The organism is Candidatus Amarolinea dominans (assembly GCA_016719785.1).
Taxonomy (GTDB): domain Bacteria; phylum Chloroflexota; class Anaerolineae; order SSC4; family Amarolineaceae; genus Amarolinea; species Amarolinea dominans.
Map to the genome: position 1 here is coordinate 52,252 of JADJYJ010000011.1, position 14,271 is coordinate 66,522.

Annotated in this window: 11 protein-coding genes; all 11 read left to right on the plus strand. The window is 66.2% G+C overall.

Annotation, left to right across the window (positions count from 1 at the left end; genetic code table 11):
- Nucleotide 1 precedes the first annotated feature (1 nt).
- From IPM84_14250 to IPM84_14300, 11 genes are read left to right on the plus strand one after another with little or no spacing between them, the layout of a single operon-like run.
- Nucleotides 2–922 carry a glycosyltransferase family 2 protein gene (locus IPM84_14250; protein ID MBK9093902.1) on the plus strand — a complete coding sequence of 307 codons (921 nt, stop codon included), beginning with the start codon at nt 2–4 and terminating at the stop codon, nt 920–922.
- Nucleotides 919–1,821, plus strand: a complete 903-nt coding sequence (locus IPM84_14255) for a sulfotransferase (GenBank protein MBK9093903.1) — start codon at nt 919–921, stop codon at nt 1,819–1,821. Before IPM84_14250 ends, IPM84_14255 begins: the two co-directional genes overlap by 4 nt.
- On the plus strand, nt 1,802–2,806 hold the full coding sequence (locus IPM84_14260; GenBank protein ID MBK9093904.1) for a glycosyltransferase family 2 protein: 1,005 nt from the start codon (nt 1,802–1,804) through the stop codon (nt 2,804–2,806). The genes IPM84_14255 and IPM84_14260 overlap by 20 nt, the downstream gene beginning before the upstream one ends.
- On the plus strand, nt 2,803–4,206 hold the full coding sequence (locus IPM84_14265; GenBank protein ID MBK9093905.1) for an O-antigen ligase family protein: 1,404 nt from the start codon (nt 2,803–2,805) through the stop codon (nt 4,204–4,206). The genes IPM84_14260 and IPM84_14265 overlap by 4 nt, the downstream gene beginning before the upstream one ends.
- A gap of 44 nt (nt 4,207–4,250) precedes the next feature.
- Nucleotides 4,251–5,192 carry a glycosyltransferase family 2 protein gene (locus IPM84_14270; GenBank protein MBK9093906.1) on the plus strand — a complete coding sequence of 314 codons (942 nt, stop codon included), beginning with the start codon at nt 4,251–4,253 and terminating at the stop codon, nt 5,190–5,192.
- Nucleotides 5,189–8,296, plus strand: coding sequence for an AMP-binding protein (locus IPM84_14275; GenBank protein MBK9093907.1), 3,108 nt, complete (start codon nt 5,189–5,191; stop codon nt 8,294–8,296). Before IPM84_14270 ends, IPM84_14275 begins: the two co-directional genes overlap by 4 nt.
- Nucleotides 8,297–8,311: 15 nt before the next feature.
- Nucleotides 8,312–9,256, plus strand: a complete 945-nt coding sequence (locus IPM84_14280; GenBank protein ID MBK9093908.1) for a glycosyltransferase family 2 protein — start codon at nt 8,312–8,314, stop codon at nt 9,254–9,256.
- Between the two features lie 56 nt (nt 9,257–9,312).
- Nucleotides 9,313–10,341: a glycosyltransferase gene (locus IPM84_14285; protein MBK9093909.1), complete on the plus strand. Its 1,029-nt coding sequence runs from the start codon at nt 9,313–9,315 to the stop codon at nt 10,339–10,341.
- A 1-nt stretch (nt 10,342) separates the two neighbouring features.
- Nucleotides 10,343–11,578 carry a glycosyltransferase gene (locus IPM84_14290; GenBank protein ID MBK9093910.1) on the plus strand — a complete coding sequence of 412 codons (1,236 nt, stop codon included), beginning with the start codon at nt 10,343–10,345 and terminating at the stop codon, nt 11,576–11,578.
- 55 nt (nt 11,579–11,633) lie between these two features.
- The gene (locus tag IPM84_14295; protein ID MBK9093911.1) at nt 11,634–13,001 is read left to right on the plus strand and encodes a glycosyltransferase family 39 protein; all 1,368 of its coding nucleotides are present in this window, start codon (nt 11,634–11,636) and stop codon (nt 12,999–13,001) included.
- Nucleotides 12,998–14,245: a glycosyltransferase gene (locus IPM84_14300; GenBank protein ID MBK9093912.1), complete on the plus strand. Its 1,248-nt coding sequence runs from the start codon at nt 12,998–13,000 to the stop codon at nt 14,243–14,245. Before IPM84_14295 ends, IPM84_14300 begins: the two co-directional genes overlap by 4 nt.
- Nucleotides 14,246–14,271: the final 26 nt, after the last annotated feature.

Consider the following 14,271-nt stretch of genomic DNA (forward strand, 5'->3'; position numbering starts at 1 on the left):
GGTGACTCTACCACACGTTTCTATCATCATCCTCACCTGGAACAGCCGCGCCGAAGTGCCTGCTGCGCTCGAAGCGGCGCTGGCTTCGGACTATCCGTCGTTCGATGTCATCGTTGTGGACAACGGCTCCACCGATGGCACGCCGGCCTTGATTCGAGAGCGCTGGCCGGGCCTGACGGTGCTGGAGAATGGGCGCAACCTCGGTTTCTGCGGGGGCAACAACTCGGGCATGCGCCATGCGCTGGCCGCGGGTGCGGACGCGGTGCTGCTGCTCAACGATGATGCCGTCGTCGCGCCCGACATGCTCCGGCTGCTGGTGGTCGCCGGTCAGCAGACGCCGCGGGGCGGGCTGTTCGGCCCCACCGTGCTGACCGCGCAGGCGCCGCAGGTCATCCTCTCCGCGGGCGGCTTTCTGCGCCAGGGCTGGCAGGCCTTGCCGCGCGGCCTGGGCGCGTCCGATCAGGGTCAGTACGATGCCCCGCCGCCGCTGGCTGGCAGCACACCAGGGATTGACTTCCTCTCCGGCTGCGCGCTGCTTGCCACGCGCAACCTGCTGACTACGATCGGCCTGCTCGACGAGGCGTTCTTCGCCTATTACGAAGATGTCGAATGGTGCTGGCGGGCGCAGCAGGCCGGTTTTACCGTGCAGCTCGTGCCTGGCGCCCGCGCCTGGCACCCTGACACGCGTACACGGCCCGATGGGCCGGCCCTCAGCTACTACCTCACGCGCAACAGCCTGCTGTTTGCCAGAAAGCGCGGTCTCGGCTATGCTGTGCAGACTATGATCCTGCTAGGCTACCTGCGCACCGTATCGAGTTGGACCGTGCGCCCGCGCTGGCGCAGCCGCCGACCGCAGAGGGATGCTGTGCTTTTTGGGATTCGGGACTTCCTGGCCGGTCGCGGCGGAGCCTGGCAGCCATGAGGCGGCGTCAACCGATCCTGATTACCGGGTCGCATCGGGCCGGGACCACCTGGGTGGGGCAGATGCTGACGCAGTTCCCCTCCACCTGCTACATCGGCGAAGTGTTCAACCCCACCAGCGGGCTGCTGCCAGGCCATCTGCTGCGGCACTGGTTCACCTATGTCAACGCGGACAATGCCCCGTTGTACGTGGAGCCGCTCAACCGCATCTTGAGCTATCGCTTCGACTGGTCGCAGCGCCAGGGAGCGCGGCGATATCTGCCGGGGCGGCTGCTGGCTTATCGTCTCCTGCGGCGCACCATCGGGCTGCCGCGACCGATCCTGAAAGATCCGATCGCGGTGATGTCCGCGGGTTGGTTGGACGAGACGTTCGATATGGATGTCGTTTGCCTGGTGCGTCACCCGGCGGCCTTCGTAGCCAGCCTGCGCCAGGTCAGTTGGCACTTTGGTTTCAAATCGTTCAACGAACAGCCGGCGCTGCTGGCCGACTGGCTGCAGCCCTTTGCCGAGCAGATTGCGCAGCCGCCGCCCACCTTCGTGGGCAAGGCGGCCCTGCTCTGGCTGTGCGTCTATCACGTAGTCACTCTCGCGGCGGCGCAGCATCCCGACTGGATTTGCCTGCGCCTGGAAGACATCGCCGCGGCGCCGCAGGAAGCCTTCGCCGATCTGTACCGGCGCCTTGACCTGCCCTGGAGCGAACGCAGCCAGCGCCGGGTGGCGCTCCACTCGAACGAGCAAAATCCGGTGGGGGCGCCCAGGGAGGACCCCCATGCCATCGTGCGTCACAGCCAAGCCGCGGCGCAGGCGTGGCGTCAGAAATTGAGTGCAGAGGAGATCAGCCAGATTCGGCGCCTGACCGAACCGGTGGCGCAGCACTACTATGCCGATCATGACTGGTGATGTGAATGGCCGCGCGGCGGCCGATCAACCCGAACTGAGTGTCATCATCCCGACTTTCAACCGCCGGGCGGCTGTGGCGCGCCTGCTGACCAGCCTGGGCCAGCAAACGCACAGCCATTTTGAAGTTATTCTGGTGGACGATGGCTCCACCGACGAGACGCCGTCACTGGCCGCCAGCCCGCAGCCCTTTCGGTTCACCTATCTGCGCCAGGCCAACCAGGGGCCGACCGCGGCGCGCAATCGCGGCGCGGCCGTAGCGCAGGGCGAAGTGCTGATCTTCGTGGACGACGATATGGTGCTGCATCCCCACGCGCTGGCTGTGCTGGCCGCGCGTTGTCAGCAGCGGTCCGGCATTCTCTGGATGGGGACCCTGATCGGCCCAGGCGAGCTGAGCACCAGCAGCGCCAGTGCTGCGGCCGATCATCCGGTGGACTTCACCCTGTGCAAGACCGGACTGCTGGCTATGCTGCGCGCCGATTTCTACGACATCGGTCAGTTTCAGGACCCGACCGGCGGCTGGCCGAATTGGGACGATGTGGATTTTGGCTACCGGGCGCACCTGGCCGGTTACGCCATCTGGCAGTGCCGGGCGGCCCTGGCTGAACATTGGGACTACGCCGGGCAAGACCTGGCCGCGGCCTGCGCCCGCTGGCAGCGGGCCAGCCAGGCCGCGGTGCGCCTGTTCGAGCGTTACCCGGCGCTGCAGTCGCGCCTGCCCATGTTTGCTGACAAAACGCCCATCGCCTGGCGGCAAGACCCCCCGCGCCTGGTGGCGCGCAAATGGGTGCGGCGGCTGATGTCCGGCGGCATGGCCTTGCACGGCCTGGAAACTATGCAGCGCCGGGCCGCGGCCGCCCGCTGGCCGTCATCCGTGCAAGTCGCGCTACAGCGCTGGATTGTCGGTGGCTATATTTACCGCGGTTTTCAGAAAGGACTGCAACAGGCCCGCACAGCGATCGTCGAGCGGGCAACGGTGCAACCATGAACCTTTCTCTTCCACGCCTGCGCTTGCCTGTGCTTCCTTCCCGCCGGGAGTTATGGCGAACCTGGCACGACCGCCAGTTCTGGCTGCGTGTCGTCGTTGTCCTGCTCGTGTTGAGCAGCAGCGCACTGCTGGCCCCGCGGGCGCCGCTGCTGCTGTTGATCGCGGTTGCCGGCGCTGCCGGTTTCATCCTGCTCCTGCGCTGGCCCGGCCTCGGCCTGGTGGGGCTGATTGCGGCTGCCATGATCGTTCCATTCGAGATCGGCACCGGCTCCGAGAGCAGCCTCAATGCGCCGCTCATTATGGCGCCCGCGTTGGTGGGCATCTGGCTGCTGACCACGCTGGTACGCCGCCGCCAGGTACGCATTCTGGCGTCGCGCGCAGTGCTGGCTGCGCTGGCGCTGGCGGCCAGCGCGGTTCTGGCCTTTGGGGTGGGTCAGCTCAACTGGGTGGCGCTGGCACAACCGGCGCCGCTCACCGCGCAGATCGGTGGCCTTGCTCTGTTCATCGTTTCGGCCGCGGCCTTCGTGCTGGCGGCGTACCAGGTCAAAGAGATGCAGACGCTGCAATGGATGACCTGGCTGTTCCTGGCGCTTGCCGCCCTCTATATCACCTTCCGTGTCGCTCCACCCCTGGCCCGTTTGATTCCTATCCGCCTGGCTGAAGGCGCTGCCGGCTCTCTTTTTTATGTGTGGCTCACCGTTCTGGCCGCATCCCAGGCCCTCTTCAATTCGACCCTGCGTTGGTGGGCGCGTGTCGGCTGCGGCATCCTGGCTGCGCTCACGTTGGCCGTTGGGTTGATCTTGGGGCGTAGTTGGTCTTCGGGTTGGCTGCCGCCGCTGGTCGCGCTGACGGTGATGATCTGGGTCGCCCGCCCGCGCATCGGCACCATCATTGCCATTCCGGTAGCCATCGTGGGCTTCTACTTCTACACCGATGTCAGCAGCGTCTTGTTGAAGGGCAATGAATACAGCCTGCTGACGCGCATGGAAGCCTGGAGCATCCTGGTCGAACTGATTTCGGTCAACCCGGTCACCGGCTTAGGCCCGGCCAACTACTACTGGTACACGCCGCTGTATGCCATCCTTGGCTATTTCGTGCAGTTCAACAGCCACAACAATTACATTGACATCATCGCTCAGTCTGGCCTGCTGGGGTTTGGGTGTTTTGTCTGGCTGGTGTTCGAGTTATTCGTTCTCGGCTGGCGTTTGCGCACCACGGTCGCGGCCGGATTTGCCGCGCCTATGTCTATGCAGCCCTGGGCGGGCTGGCGGGCATGCTGGCCGCGGGCATGTTGGGCGACTGGATCATCCCTTTCGTCTACAACATCGGCTTCACCGGCTTTCGCAGCAGCGTCCTCGGCTGGATTTTCCTGGGCGGGCTGGTGGCCCTCGATTTCATGACGCAACGCAAGATGCGTCTGTCCTCAGACTAGGCGGCCGGGCCGATGCTTTCGATTGTCATCATCTCCTGGAACACGCGCGATCTGTTGGCCGCCTGCCTGACCTCTCTGCGCACCTATCCGCCGGACGGAGACCACGAGATCGTGGTGGTTGACAACGCTTCCCGCGACGACAGCACGGCGATGGTGCGTCGCGATTTTCCCCACGTCCACCTGATCGAGAACCCCACCAATGTGGGCTTTGCCGCGGCCAACAATCAGGCGCTGGCCCTGTGCCGCGGACGTTACGTGCTTCTGCTCAACAGCGACACCGAAGTGACCCCTGGCGCACTCAGCGCACTGGTCCGTTTCATGGAACAACATCCGCAGGCCGGGGTGGTGGCCCCGACCCTGGTCAACCCGGATGGCAGCTTCCAGGCCTCCTACGCCCGCTTCCCCACCCTCGTCAGTGAATTTCTCCTCATCACCCGCCTGGCGCGCTGGCTCAGCGGCCCCTACGCGCCCAGCCCGCGGCCGCGGATCAACGAACCCAGCCACCCGGTGGATTGGGTGGCCGGCGCGGCGCTCCTCGTCAGGCGTGAAGCCATTGACCAGGTGGGCGGGCTGGACGCTGGTTATTTCATGTACAGCGAAGAGACCGACTGGTGCTGGCGTCTGTGGCGACACAACTGGCAGGTCTGGTACCTGCCCGCGGTGAAGGTCATTCATCACGGCGGCGCCAGCAGCCGTCAGCGCGGCGCGGCGAGCTACGCGCAACTGTACGCCAGCAAGGTGCGCTTCTTCGAACGCGCCTACGGGCCAGCCGCGGCCGGGCGTTTGCGCACCCTGTTCCGCCTGGTGGCCGCTGCTCGCGGCCTGACCTGGCGCATCCTGCGTTTTGTGACTCCCTCCCCCGCCGGGCGCGTGCGTTTGCAGCAGCGTCTGGCCCGCGAACAGCAGTTAGCGGAGCAACTGTCCCATGATCCCTCCCTGGAATTTTCAACATGAAGACCGACCTCGAAGCACCGATCTCTGCCGGACACGGCGCGGCTGCGGCCCTGCCCACCCTCGTGGACATCCTGCAGCAGCGCGCAGCGCAGGAGCCGGCGCGCGTGACCTACACCTTCTTGCATGAAGGGGAAAGGCCGACCGTCACCCTCACCTGCCGCCAACTCGACGCATCGGCGCGGGCCATTGCGGCCCATCTGCGCCGCACGCTGCCGGCCGGCGCGCGTGTCCTGTTGCTCTACCCGGCCGGTCTGGAGTTCATCAGCGCGTTCTTTGGCTGTCTCTACGCCGGTGTCATTGCCGTGCCCGCGCCTCTGCTCGGCACGCTGACCCTGAAGAACTCGCTGGCGCGCTTGCAGTCCATCGTGGACGATGCGCAGGCATCGGCGGTACTCACCCTGACGAACATCGTGTCGCAGATCGAAGGCGCGGCCAACGAGCTGCCCGCACTGCGCACGATTCCCTGGCTGGCCACCGATGCGCTGAGCGCGGACGAGCCAGGCGATGCCGCGAACATCAGGGTGGCGCCCGACGCGCTGGCCTATCTGCAATACACCTCCGGCTCCACGGCCAGCCCCAAAGGGGTGATGATGACCCATGCCAACCTCGCGCACCAATGCGATTACATCGGGCGCATCGGTGGTTATGGGCAGGACAGCGTTGTCGTGAGCTGGCTGCCGCATCATCATGATTTTGGCCTGGTCAACGGCCTGCTGCAGCCGCTGTACTCAGGCGGAGTCTGCTACCTGATGTCTTCCACGGCGTTTCTCAAGCGACCGCTGCGCTGGCTGCAGGCCATTACCCGCTACGGAGGGACGCACAGCGGCGCGCCCAACTTTGCCTACGAACTGCTGACCAAAAAGGCGACCGAAGGGCCTCTTCCCGCACTCGATCTGAAAACCTGGTGTTTTGCTTCTTGCGGCGCGGAGCCAATTCGCTGGGAAACGCTGACCAATTTTGCCGAGGCCTTTGCGCCTTGCGGTTTCGATTTCGATTCCTTCTATCCCGCTTATGGCATGGCTGAGGCGACCCTGGCTACCACGGTTCGCCGTGCAAGCGATGTTCCCCGCTATCTGGCGGTGGATGCGGAGGCGCTGAGCCGCGGTCAGGTGGTGGTGAGCCAGGCTGCCGACGCGCTCAAGCTGGTCAGTTGCGGCCGCGTCTCGGATGATGTGTGCGCCGAGATCGTGAACCCGGCCAACGCCACGCGCTGCGCCGCGGATGAGGTCGGCGAGATCTGGATTGCAGGGGGCAGCGTGGCGGCCGGCTACTGGCAGCGACCGCAGGAAACCGAAGGGACCTTCCGCGCCTACCTGGCCGACACTCACGAAGGCCCGTTCCTGCGCGGCGGCGACCTGGGCTTTGTGTGGGAGGGCGAGGTGTATATCGCCGGCCGCATCAAGGACATCATCATCATCCGCGGGCAGAACTACTACCCGCAGGACATCGAATGGACCGTGCAGCGCAGCCATCCCAAGCTGCGCACCGATGGCGGCGCGGCCATTGCGGTGAACGTGGACGGCAGCGAGCAGTTGGTGGTGGTGCAGGAGGTGGAGCGCGGCTTCGACCCGGCGACCGACCAGGACGAGGCGCTGGATGCCATCCGCCGCGCCATTGCGGAACAGCACGGCGTTGCGGTGCATGGCATCCAACTGGTGAAGCGGGGCATGGTGCCCAAGACTTCCAGCGGTAAGCTGCAGCGCCAGGCCACGCGCGCCGCCTACCTGGCCGCTGAGTTCGAGGCCGTGGCCGATTGGAAGCTGGATGCGGAGGCGGAGGAAGCCGCGTCTGCCCCGGCCGATGAACTGGAAGCGCAGTTGGTCGCCATCTTCCGCCAGGTGCTGAAGACGCCGACGGTGGGAGTAGGGGACAATTTCTTTGCGCGGGGCGGCGATTCGCTGGGTGTGGTCGAGCTGAATCTGCTCATCGAAGAACAGTTCGGTCAAACCGACGCTGTCAGCGCACAGGTTGACAACCTGACGGTGGCTGCGCTGGCGGCCTCATTGCGCGCCAGCCTGGCGCCAACGGCTACGCCGTCTTCCCCGGCGCCCGCGTCGCCGCAACCGGCTGCGCCCGCCGGCCTGACTCCCGCCCAGCCTTTGCGCAGAACGCCGTCCCCCCTCGCCTGGGGAACAGGTCGAATCAGGCGGAGCAGCCAACTGCTCAAGCGCAGTCTCCGGCGCGGCGGCCGGCGCCTGGCCGGCGCAACGCTGCCCTACAGCCAGGGCAGCGCGTTTCTGGCCTGGTTCTGCGGCCAGGGCTGGGCGCAGCGGGCCTTCTACTGGCCGCAGGTGCGCCTGGTGCAGCAGACGCTGGCCGCGATGGGGCAGCCGGCGTCTGTCGCGGCCATTGTGCGCCACAGCCTGATCTGCAACACCTGGTCGCACTGGCGGCTGAGCACGCTGCTCGCCGCACCGGCCGCTGAGTTCGACCGCTGGGTGTCGGTGCGCGGGTTGGAGCATCTGACGCAGGCTCACGCGGCGGGGCGCGGCGTCATCCTCCTGCATTCCCATTCGATTTACAACGCGCTACCCATGGCCCTGCTCGAACGCCAGGGCATCACCGACATGATGCTCGTTGGCGGCAAGCGCCGCCTGCTGGAGGTGGGACTGACCAGTTTTGCCGACCGCCTGCAACTCGGCGGAGCGATTTCCCCTGAAAACGCCGAGGATGGCGCGCGGGGAACGCAGAGCACACGCTTCGCGCGACAGTTGTTGGAGGCGCAACGCATCCTCAAACAGGGCGGCGTCTTTCATGTGGCGGCCGACGGCTATCAGACCCCGCGCCACGTCGTCGTGCCTTTTCATGGCCGTCAGCGCAGCTTCGGCATCGGCTTTGCGGAGATGGCGCTCAACACGGGCGCGGCCGCCATTCCGGTGTTCGTTTCACTGCAGCCGGGCGGCCAGGTGACGATTGATTTTCGTCCGCCGCTGGTGGCCGGCGCGGGCGCGCGCAGCGCGCAGGTTGAATCGCTCGTGCGCCAGTATGTCGGGCAATTTGCCGCGGTCTGGGCGGCCGACCTGGGCAATATCCGTTGGCGTCACCTGGCGAAGTACCTGCGTTTACCCGCCTGGGATCCGGCGCTGGAAGGCATCGAGGTTTGAGTCGGAGTTCGAGCCATGTCGGCTGACCTGGCGATCATCATCGTGGGCTGGAACGCGCGCGACTGGCTGCTGCGCTGTCTGGCCAGCCTGCCGGCCGGCGCGGCGGGGCTGGACGTGGAAACCTGGGTGGTGGACAATGCCTCGACCGATGGCACGGTGGAGGCGGTGGCCCGCGCCTTTCCGCAGGTGCATCTGATTGCCAACACCGCCAACCTGGGCTTTGCCGCGGCCAACAACCAGGCGGCCGGCCAGACCGACAGCCGCTACCTCCTGCTGCTGAACCCGGACACCGAGGTTCCGCCGGACATGCTGCGGCGCCTGGTGGCCTACGCGGATGAGCATCCTGCGGTGGGCGCGCTGGGGCCGCAGTTGCGCAACCTGGATGGCAGCCCGCAGCGCTCCTGCTGGCGCGGCTACCCTGACCTGGGCATGGCCCTTACCGACGCGCTCTACCTGTGGAAGCTGCCGTGGCTGCCCCTGGCTCAGCGCAGCGAATTTCAGGCCGCCGAACTGGGCGCGCCGCGGTCGGTGGATCATCTCCTGGGCGCCTGCCTCCTCATCCGCGGCCGCGCCTGGGAGCAGGTGGGACCGCTCGATGCCGGCTACTTTCTCTTCCTGGAAGAAACCGATTGGTGCCGCCGTGCGCAGCGGGCCGGCTGGGACATCGTCTATCACCCGCAGCTTTGGATCACGCACGCGGGTCAGCACAGCATGCGCCAGGCGCCGGCGCGCAATCTGCCCCATCTCTACCGCAGCTACACCCGCTTTTATAGAAACGGGCGGCAGCACACCGGCGGCCGCGGGCGGGTGCTGCTGCTCAAGCTGATCTTCGCCCTGGCGATCCTGGTGCGCCTCGGCCTCTGGAGCCTGCGCTGGCTGCGCAATCCGGCCGAGCGATCGCAGGCCCGCCCGATGCTGCATGGTTACGGCCAGGTGCTGCGCCTGCTGCCCGGCCTTTGATTCCCATGATTCCTACGATTCCCGTCTTACCGCTGTCGCACCTCGAATCAGGCGGCATGACCATCTCGGTGATCGTGCCCGCGCACAACGCGGCCGGCTATTTGCGTCACAGTCTGCCGGCCCTGCAGCGCTCCATCTACCCCGCCCTCGAATGCATCGTGGTGGATGACGCCTCCACCGATGACACCGCGGCCGTCTGCCAGGCGTTCGCGGTGCAACGGGTGGGCCTGACGGGCGCGCCGCACGGCCCGGCGACGGCGCGCAACCGCGGCGCGGCCGTCAGCCAGGGCGACATTTTGCTCTTTCTGGACGCCGATGTGGTTTTGCGACCGGAGACCCTGTCACGTCTGGCCGCCACCTTTCAGAACGAAACGACGGTCGCGGCCATCTTTGGCTCATACGACGATCGTCCCCTGGCCACCAACTTTGTGTCGCAGGCCAAGAACCTGCTGCACCACTTCACCCATCAGCAAGCCAGGCCTGACGCCACGACCTTTTGGGCCGGCTGCGGCGCCATCCGCCGGCCGGCCTGGCAGGCGGTCGGCGGGTTCGACGAGCAGCGCTATCGGCGGCCCAGCATCGAGGACATCGAGCTGGGCTATCGCTTGACTGCGGCCGGCTACCCGATTCGCCTGGACAAAGGGCTGCTGGTCACGCACATCAAGCGCTGGACGATGCTCTCTCTGCTGCGTTCCGATGTGCGTGACCGCGCCTGGCCGTGGGCCTGGCTCGCTTTGGAGCGACGGCGGCTGCCCAACGACCTCAATAGTCACACATCGCAACGTGTCAGCGCACTGCTGACCTGGGGCATCGTGGGCAGCGTGGCCGGGGCATGGCTGCGCGCTCGCCGCCGGCCCGCGTCCCCACCGGCGTTTGCGCAGCAAATCGCCCCGCCGGCCTGGCTGACCGGCCTGGGCGCCTGCGCCGGCGTGATCTGGCTCAACCGGTCGCTCTATCGCTTCCTGTGGCGTCAGCGCGGCTTCGGCTTTGCCCTGGCTTTTGTGCCGCTGCATCTGCTTTACTACCTCTACAGCACGACCACCTTTGGCTTGGCTGCTTTGGCCTGGCGCGCGCAGAAACACTAAAATGCACATCCTTTTCCTGACGCAAATTCTGCCCTATCCCCTGGACTCTGGCGCGAAGGTGCGCGCCTATTTCGTGCTGCGTTACCTGGCGGCGCGTCACCGCGTGACCCTCGTCTCCTTCAGCCGTGCCAGCGATCCGCCGGCCGCGCTGGCCCATCTACGCACGGTTTGCCACGCGGTCCACACTGTGCCGATGACGCGCAGCCTGGCCGGCGAAGCCCGCAGCTTGGCGCGCAGCCTGGTCAGTGGGCAGCCCTACACCCTGCTGCGCGATGAGCGCCGCGCCATGCATCAGCTCTTGCAGCAACTGGTGCAGGCAGAGCCGTTTGATGCGATTCACGCCGACCAACTGGCTATGGCCGACTACGCCTGGCAGGCGAGCCGCGTCGCGCATGCGCGTGCGCCGCGTCTGGTCCTGGATGCCCACAACGCCTACTATCTGATCCCTCAGCGCATGGCCGCGGCAACCCGCAACCCGGCCCTGCGCCTTTTTTTGCGCCGTGAGGCCCGCCTGATGGCGCGGGCCGAAGGTGAATGCTATCGCCGCTTCGATCATCTCCTGACCGTTACGCCAGAAGATCGGGCCGCCATCGAGACCCTTCTGCCGTCCGACCCGGCGGCGCCGCCGCAGCGCTGGACCATGCCCATCTGCGTGGACTCCGCCGCGCCGCCCTTGAAGCGCCAGCCGGCCGCGCGAGGATTACTCCTGCTCGGCGGTTTGCATTGGCCGCCCAACGCCGATGGGGCGCGCTGGTTTCTGCGCGAAGTCTGGCCGCTGGTGCGCCAACAGGCGCCGCAAGCCCAGCTCTTCATTGTGGGCGCACGGCCCCCGGCCGACCTGCAGGCGGCGGCCAGCGCCCGCGATTCGGCTACCGCTCCGGACGGCGCCGTCATCGTGCCCGGCTACGTGACCGACCCGCAGCCCTTCCTGGCCGCCAGCGCCGCCCTGATCGTGCCGTTGCGCTCCGGCGGCGGCATGCGGGTCAAGATCGTGGAGGCGCTGCAATGGGGCCTGCCGGTGATCTCGACCACGATCGGCTGCGAAGGCATCGAGGTGACGCCGGGCCGTGACCTGCTGGTGGCCGACACGCCCGCCGCCCTGGCCGCGGCCGCCGTGCAGCTCTTGCAAGACCCGGCGCAGGGCGATGCCCTGGCCGCCAACGGCCGTCGCCTCCTGGCTGCCCGCTACGACTGGCGCCGCGAATACACCCTGCTCGACGCCATCTACCCAGCGTGACTTTTTCAACGCAAGGACGCAGAGACGCAAGGACGCAGGGATCGAACTCGCTACCATGAACCAACAATCTCCACTCTCCACTCCCCAATCCCCAATCTCCAATCCCCAATCCCCAATCTCCGATCTCCGATCTCCGATCTCCACCCGCCTCTTCCTCTTCGTCCTGCTCGCCTCGCTGGCGCTGCGCCTGGCCGCGGTGCTGGTCATGGGCAACCGGGTCGAAGGGCTGCCGGGTATCGTGGACCAGATTTCGTATCACACCCTGGCGCAGCGCGTGCTCGACGGCCACGGCTTCACCATGCCCACCGACTGGTGGCCGGTGACCCGCGCCAACGAACCGACAGCCCATTGGTCCTACCTGTACACCCTCTATCTGGCCGCGGTCTACGCCGTGTTTGGCGTCAAGCCACTGGCCGCGCGGCTCATTCAGGCCCTCATCGTTGGCCTGCTGTGGCCCTGGTTGACCTTCCGGGTTGGGCGACGCGTTGGCGGCGCCGCCGTGGGCTTGGCGGCGGCCGCCTGGTCGGCCGTTTATGGCTACTTCGCCTATTACAGCGCCGCGTTGATGACCGAGTCCTTCTACATCACCGCCATTCTCTGGACGCTCGATCGTGGCCTGACCCTGGCGCATGGCGACTGGCGCAAGCAACAATGGGCGCTGCTGGGGCTGGCCGTGGGCGTGACGGTGCTCTTGCGCCAGATTTTTCTGGTCTTCGTCCCCGTCCTCTTTCTGTGGCTTTGGCTGGCGCCGGGCCGCCGCGGCTTTGTTCCAGCGGAAGTCGCGGCGCCGCCCGGCCTCGGCGCCCGTTTGCGCGGTAGCCTGCTGGCGCTGGCGGTCGTGCTCCTGCTCATCCTGCCCTGGACCGTGCGCAACTATCGGGCGTTTGGTCATTTCGTCCCCCTGAACACCAACGCCGGTTACGCCTTCTTCTGGGCCAATCATCCCATCTACGGCACGCAGTTTGTCGCCATTCTGCCCGGTAAGGCGCCCTATGAGCGTCTGATTCCGGCAGAGCTGCGTCAACTCGATGAAGCCGCCCTCGACTCGGCTCTCTTGCGCCGCGGCCTGGGCTTTGTCGTGCAAGACCCCGGGCGCTATATACTCCTTTCGCTGAGTCGTTTGCGCACATTTTTCATGTTCTGGCCTGAATCTGAATCTAGCTTGCTGAGTAATCTTGTACGTGTGCTATCATTTGGGTTGGCGCTTCCTTTCATCAGCGTCGGTCTGTGGTTGACCGCCCGTGACTGGCGACGTTGGTCTCTATTGTGGCTATTTGTGGGGGTGTACACCGTGGTACACTTGCTCTCCTGGGCGTTAGTACGCTACCGCCTGCCCGTGGATGGGGTCCTGCTCATCTTCGCCAGCCCAGCCCTGTTACGCTTGCAGTCGCTGATCGCGCGTCGTTCCCAATCCAGGCCATGATGCACATCCTTTACATCCTTTACATCGTTCCTTACACACCGACGCCGATCCGCACGCGGCCCTATCATCTGCTCCGCGGCCTCGTCGCCCGCGGCCACCGTGTCACCCTGGCGACACTGTGGGAATCGGAAGGGGAACGGGCTGCGTTGGCCGACTGGCAGCAGCTTGGCGTCGAGGTGATGGCGGCGCCGCTGTCGAAGACGCGGGCCGCGTGGAATAGCCTGCTGGCGGTCCCCACCGGCATCCCGATGCAGGCCAGCTACTGCTGGCAGCCGCAGTTGGCCCAGGCGCTGCGGGCGCACATGGCAACAGCCAAGACCGATGTCATTCACAGCGAACACCTGCGCGGCGCCCGCTATGGACTTTCGCTCAGGCCCCTGGCCGCAGATCAGGCCGGGACGCCGTTGGTCTGGGATGCCGTAGACAGCATCGCGCATCTCTTTCAGCAGGCCAGCCAGCACAGCCGCAGTCGTCGCAGCCGTTGGTTGACACGCTTGGAATTGGGGCGCACCCGTCGCTATGAGGGCTGGCTCGTGCGCCAATTCCAGCGAGTGCTGGTCACTTCCCCGGTGGATCGGCAGGCTTTCGCCGAGCTGGCCGGATTGACATCATTCGACCCTGCCAACCCGCTGACTGTTCTCCCGAATGGCGTTGATCTGGCCTATTTTCGCCCGGATGAGGTAAGGCGCGACGCCGCTACCGTCGTCCTGTCGGGCAAGATGAGCTATCATGCCAATGTGACCGCGGCTCTGCATCTGTTGCAGGACATCATGCCCCTGGTGTGGCGCCGGCGGCCAGACACGATGGTGTGGATTGTAGGCAAAGACCCGCCTTCCCGTTTATGCCAGTTGGCGGCTGCGAACCCTGCGCACATCACCGTGACCGGCGAAGTCCCCGATGTACGGCCCTACTTGCAGCGCGCAACCCTGGCGGTCGCGCCGGTGCTGTATGGGGCCGGTATTCAGAACAAAGTATTGGAGGCGCTGGCTTGCGGCGCCCCGGTGATTGCCAGCCGCCAGGCCGTCTCGGCGTTGGCAGGTCAACCGGCGCAAGCCCTCATCGTGGCCGATTCTGCTCCCGACATGGCCGCGGCCATTGTGGCCCTGCTCGCTGATCCGGCCCGCCAGGCCGAGTTGGCACAGGCGGGGCGCGCCTATGTCGAACAATATCATGACTGGAGCGACGTGGCCGCGCAGCTTGAGGCGATTTACGCCGAGCTGATCCGCCAACGGCGCCGCGATTGAAGCTGCCGCCCCTTCGGTCGCCCGGC

Excerpts from the sequence above, each read along its gene's own strand:
- IPM84_14280 (MBK9093908.1), top strand. The coding sequence starts at position 8,312 with ATGTCGGCTGACCTGGCGATCATCATCGTGGGCTGGAACGCGCGCGAC.
- IPM84_14290 (MBK9093910.1), top strand. The coding sequence starts at position 10,343 with ATGCACATCCTTTTCCTGACGCAAATTCTGCCCTATCCCCTGGACTCT.
- IPM84_14275 (MBK9093907.1), top strand. The coding sequence starts at position 5,189 with ATGAAGACCGACCTCGAAGCACCGATCTCTGCCGGACACGGCGCGGCT.
- IPM84_14265 (MBK9093905.1), top strand. The coding sequence starts at position 2,803 with ATGAACCTTTCTCTTCCACGCCTGCGCTTGCCTGTGCTTCCTTCCCGC.
- IPM84_14285 (MBK9093909.1), top strand. The coding sequence starts at position 9,313 with ATGACCATCTCGGTGATCGTGCCCGCGCACAACGCGGCCGGCTATTTG.
- IPM84_14255 (MBK9093903.1), top strand. The coding sequence starts at position 919 with ATGAGGCGGCGTCAACCGATCCTGATTACCGGGTCGCATCGGGCCGGG.
- IPM84_14260 (MBK9093904.1), top strand. The coding sequence starts at position 1,802 with ATGCCGATCATGACTGGTGATGTGAATGGCCGCGCGGCGGCCGATCAA.
- IPM84_14295 (MBK9093911.1), top strand. The coding sequence starts at position 11,634 with ATGAACCAACAATCTCCACTCTCCACTCCCCAATCCCCAATCTCCAAT.
- IPM84_14300 (MBK9093912.1), top strand. The coding sequence starts at position 12,998 with ATGATGCACATCCTTTACATCCTTTACATCGTTCCTTACACACCGACG.
- IPM84_14270 (MBK9093906.1), top strand. The coding sequence starts at position 4,251 with ATGCTTTCGATTGTCATCATCTCCTGGAACACGCGCGATCTGTTGGCC.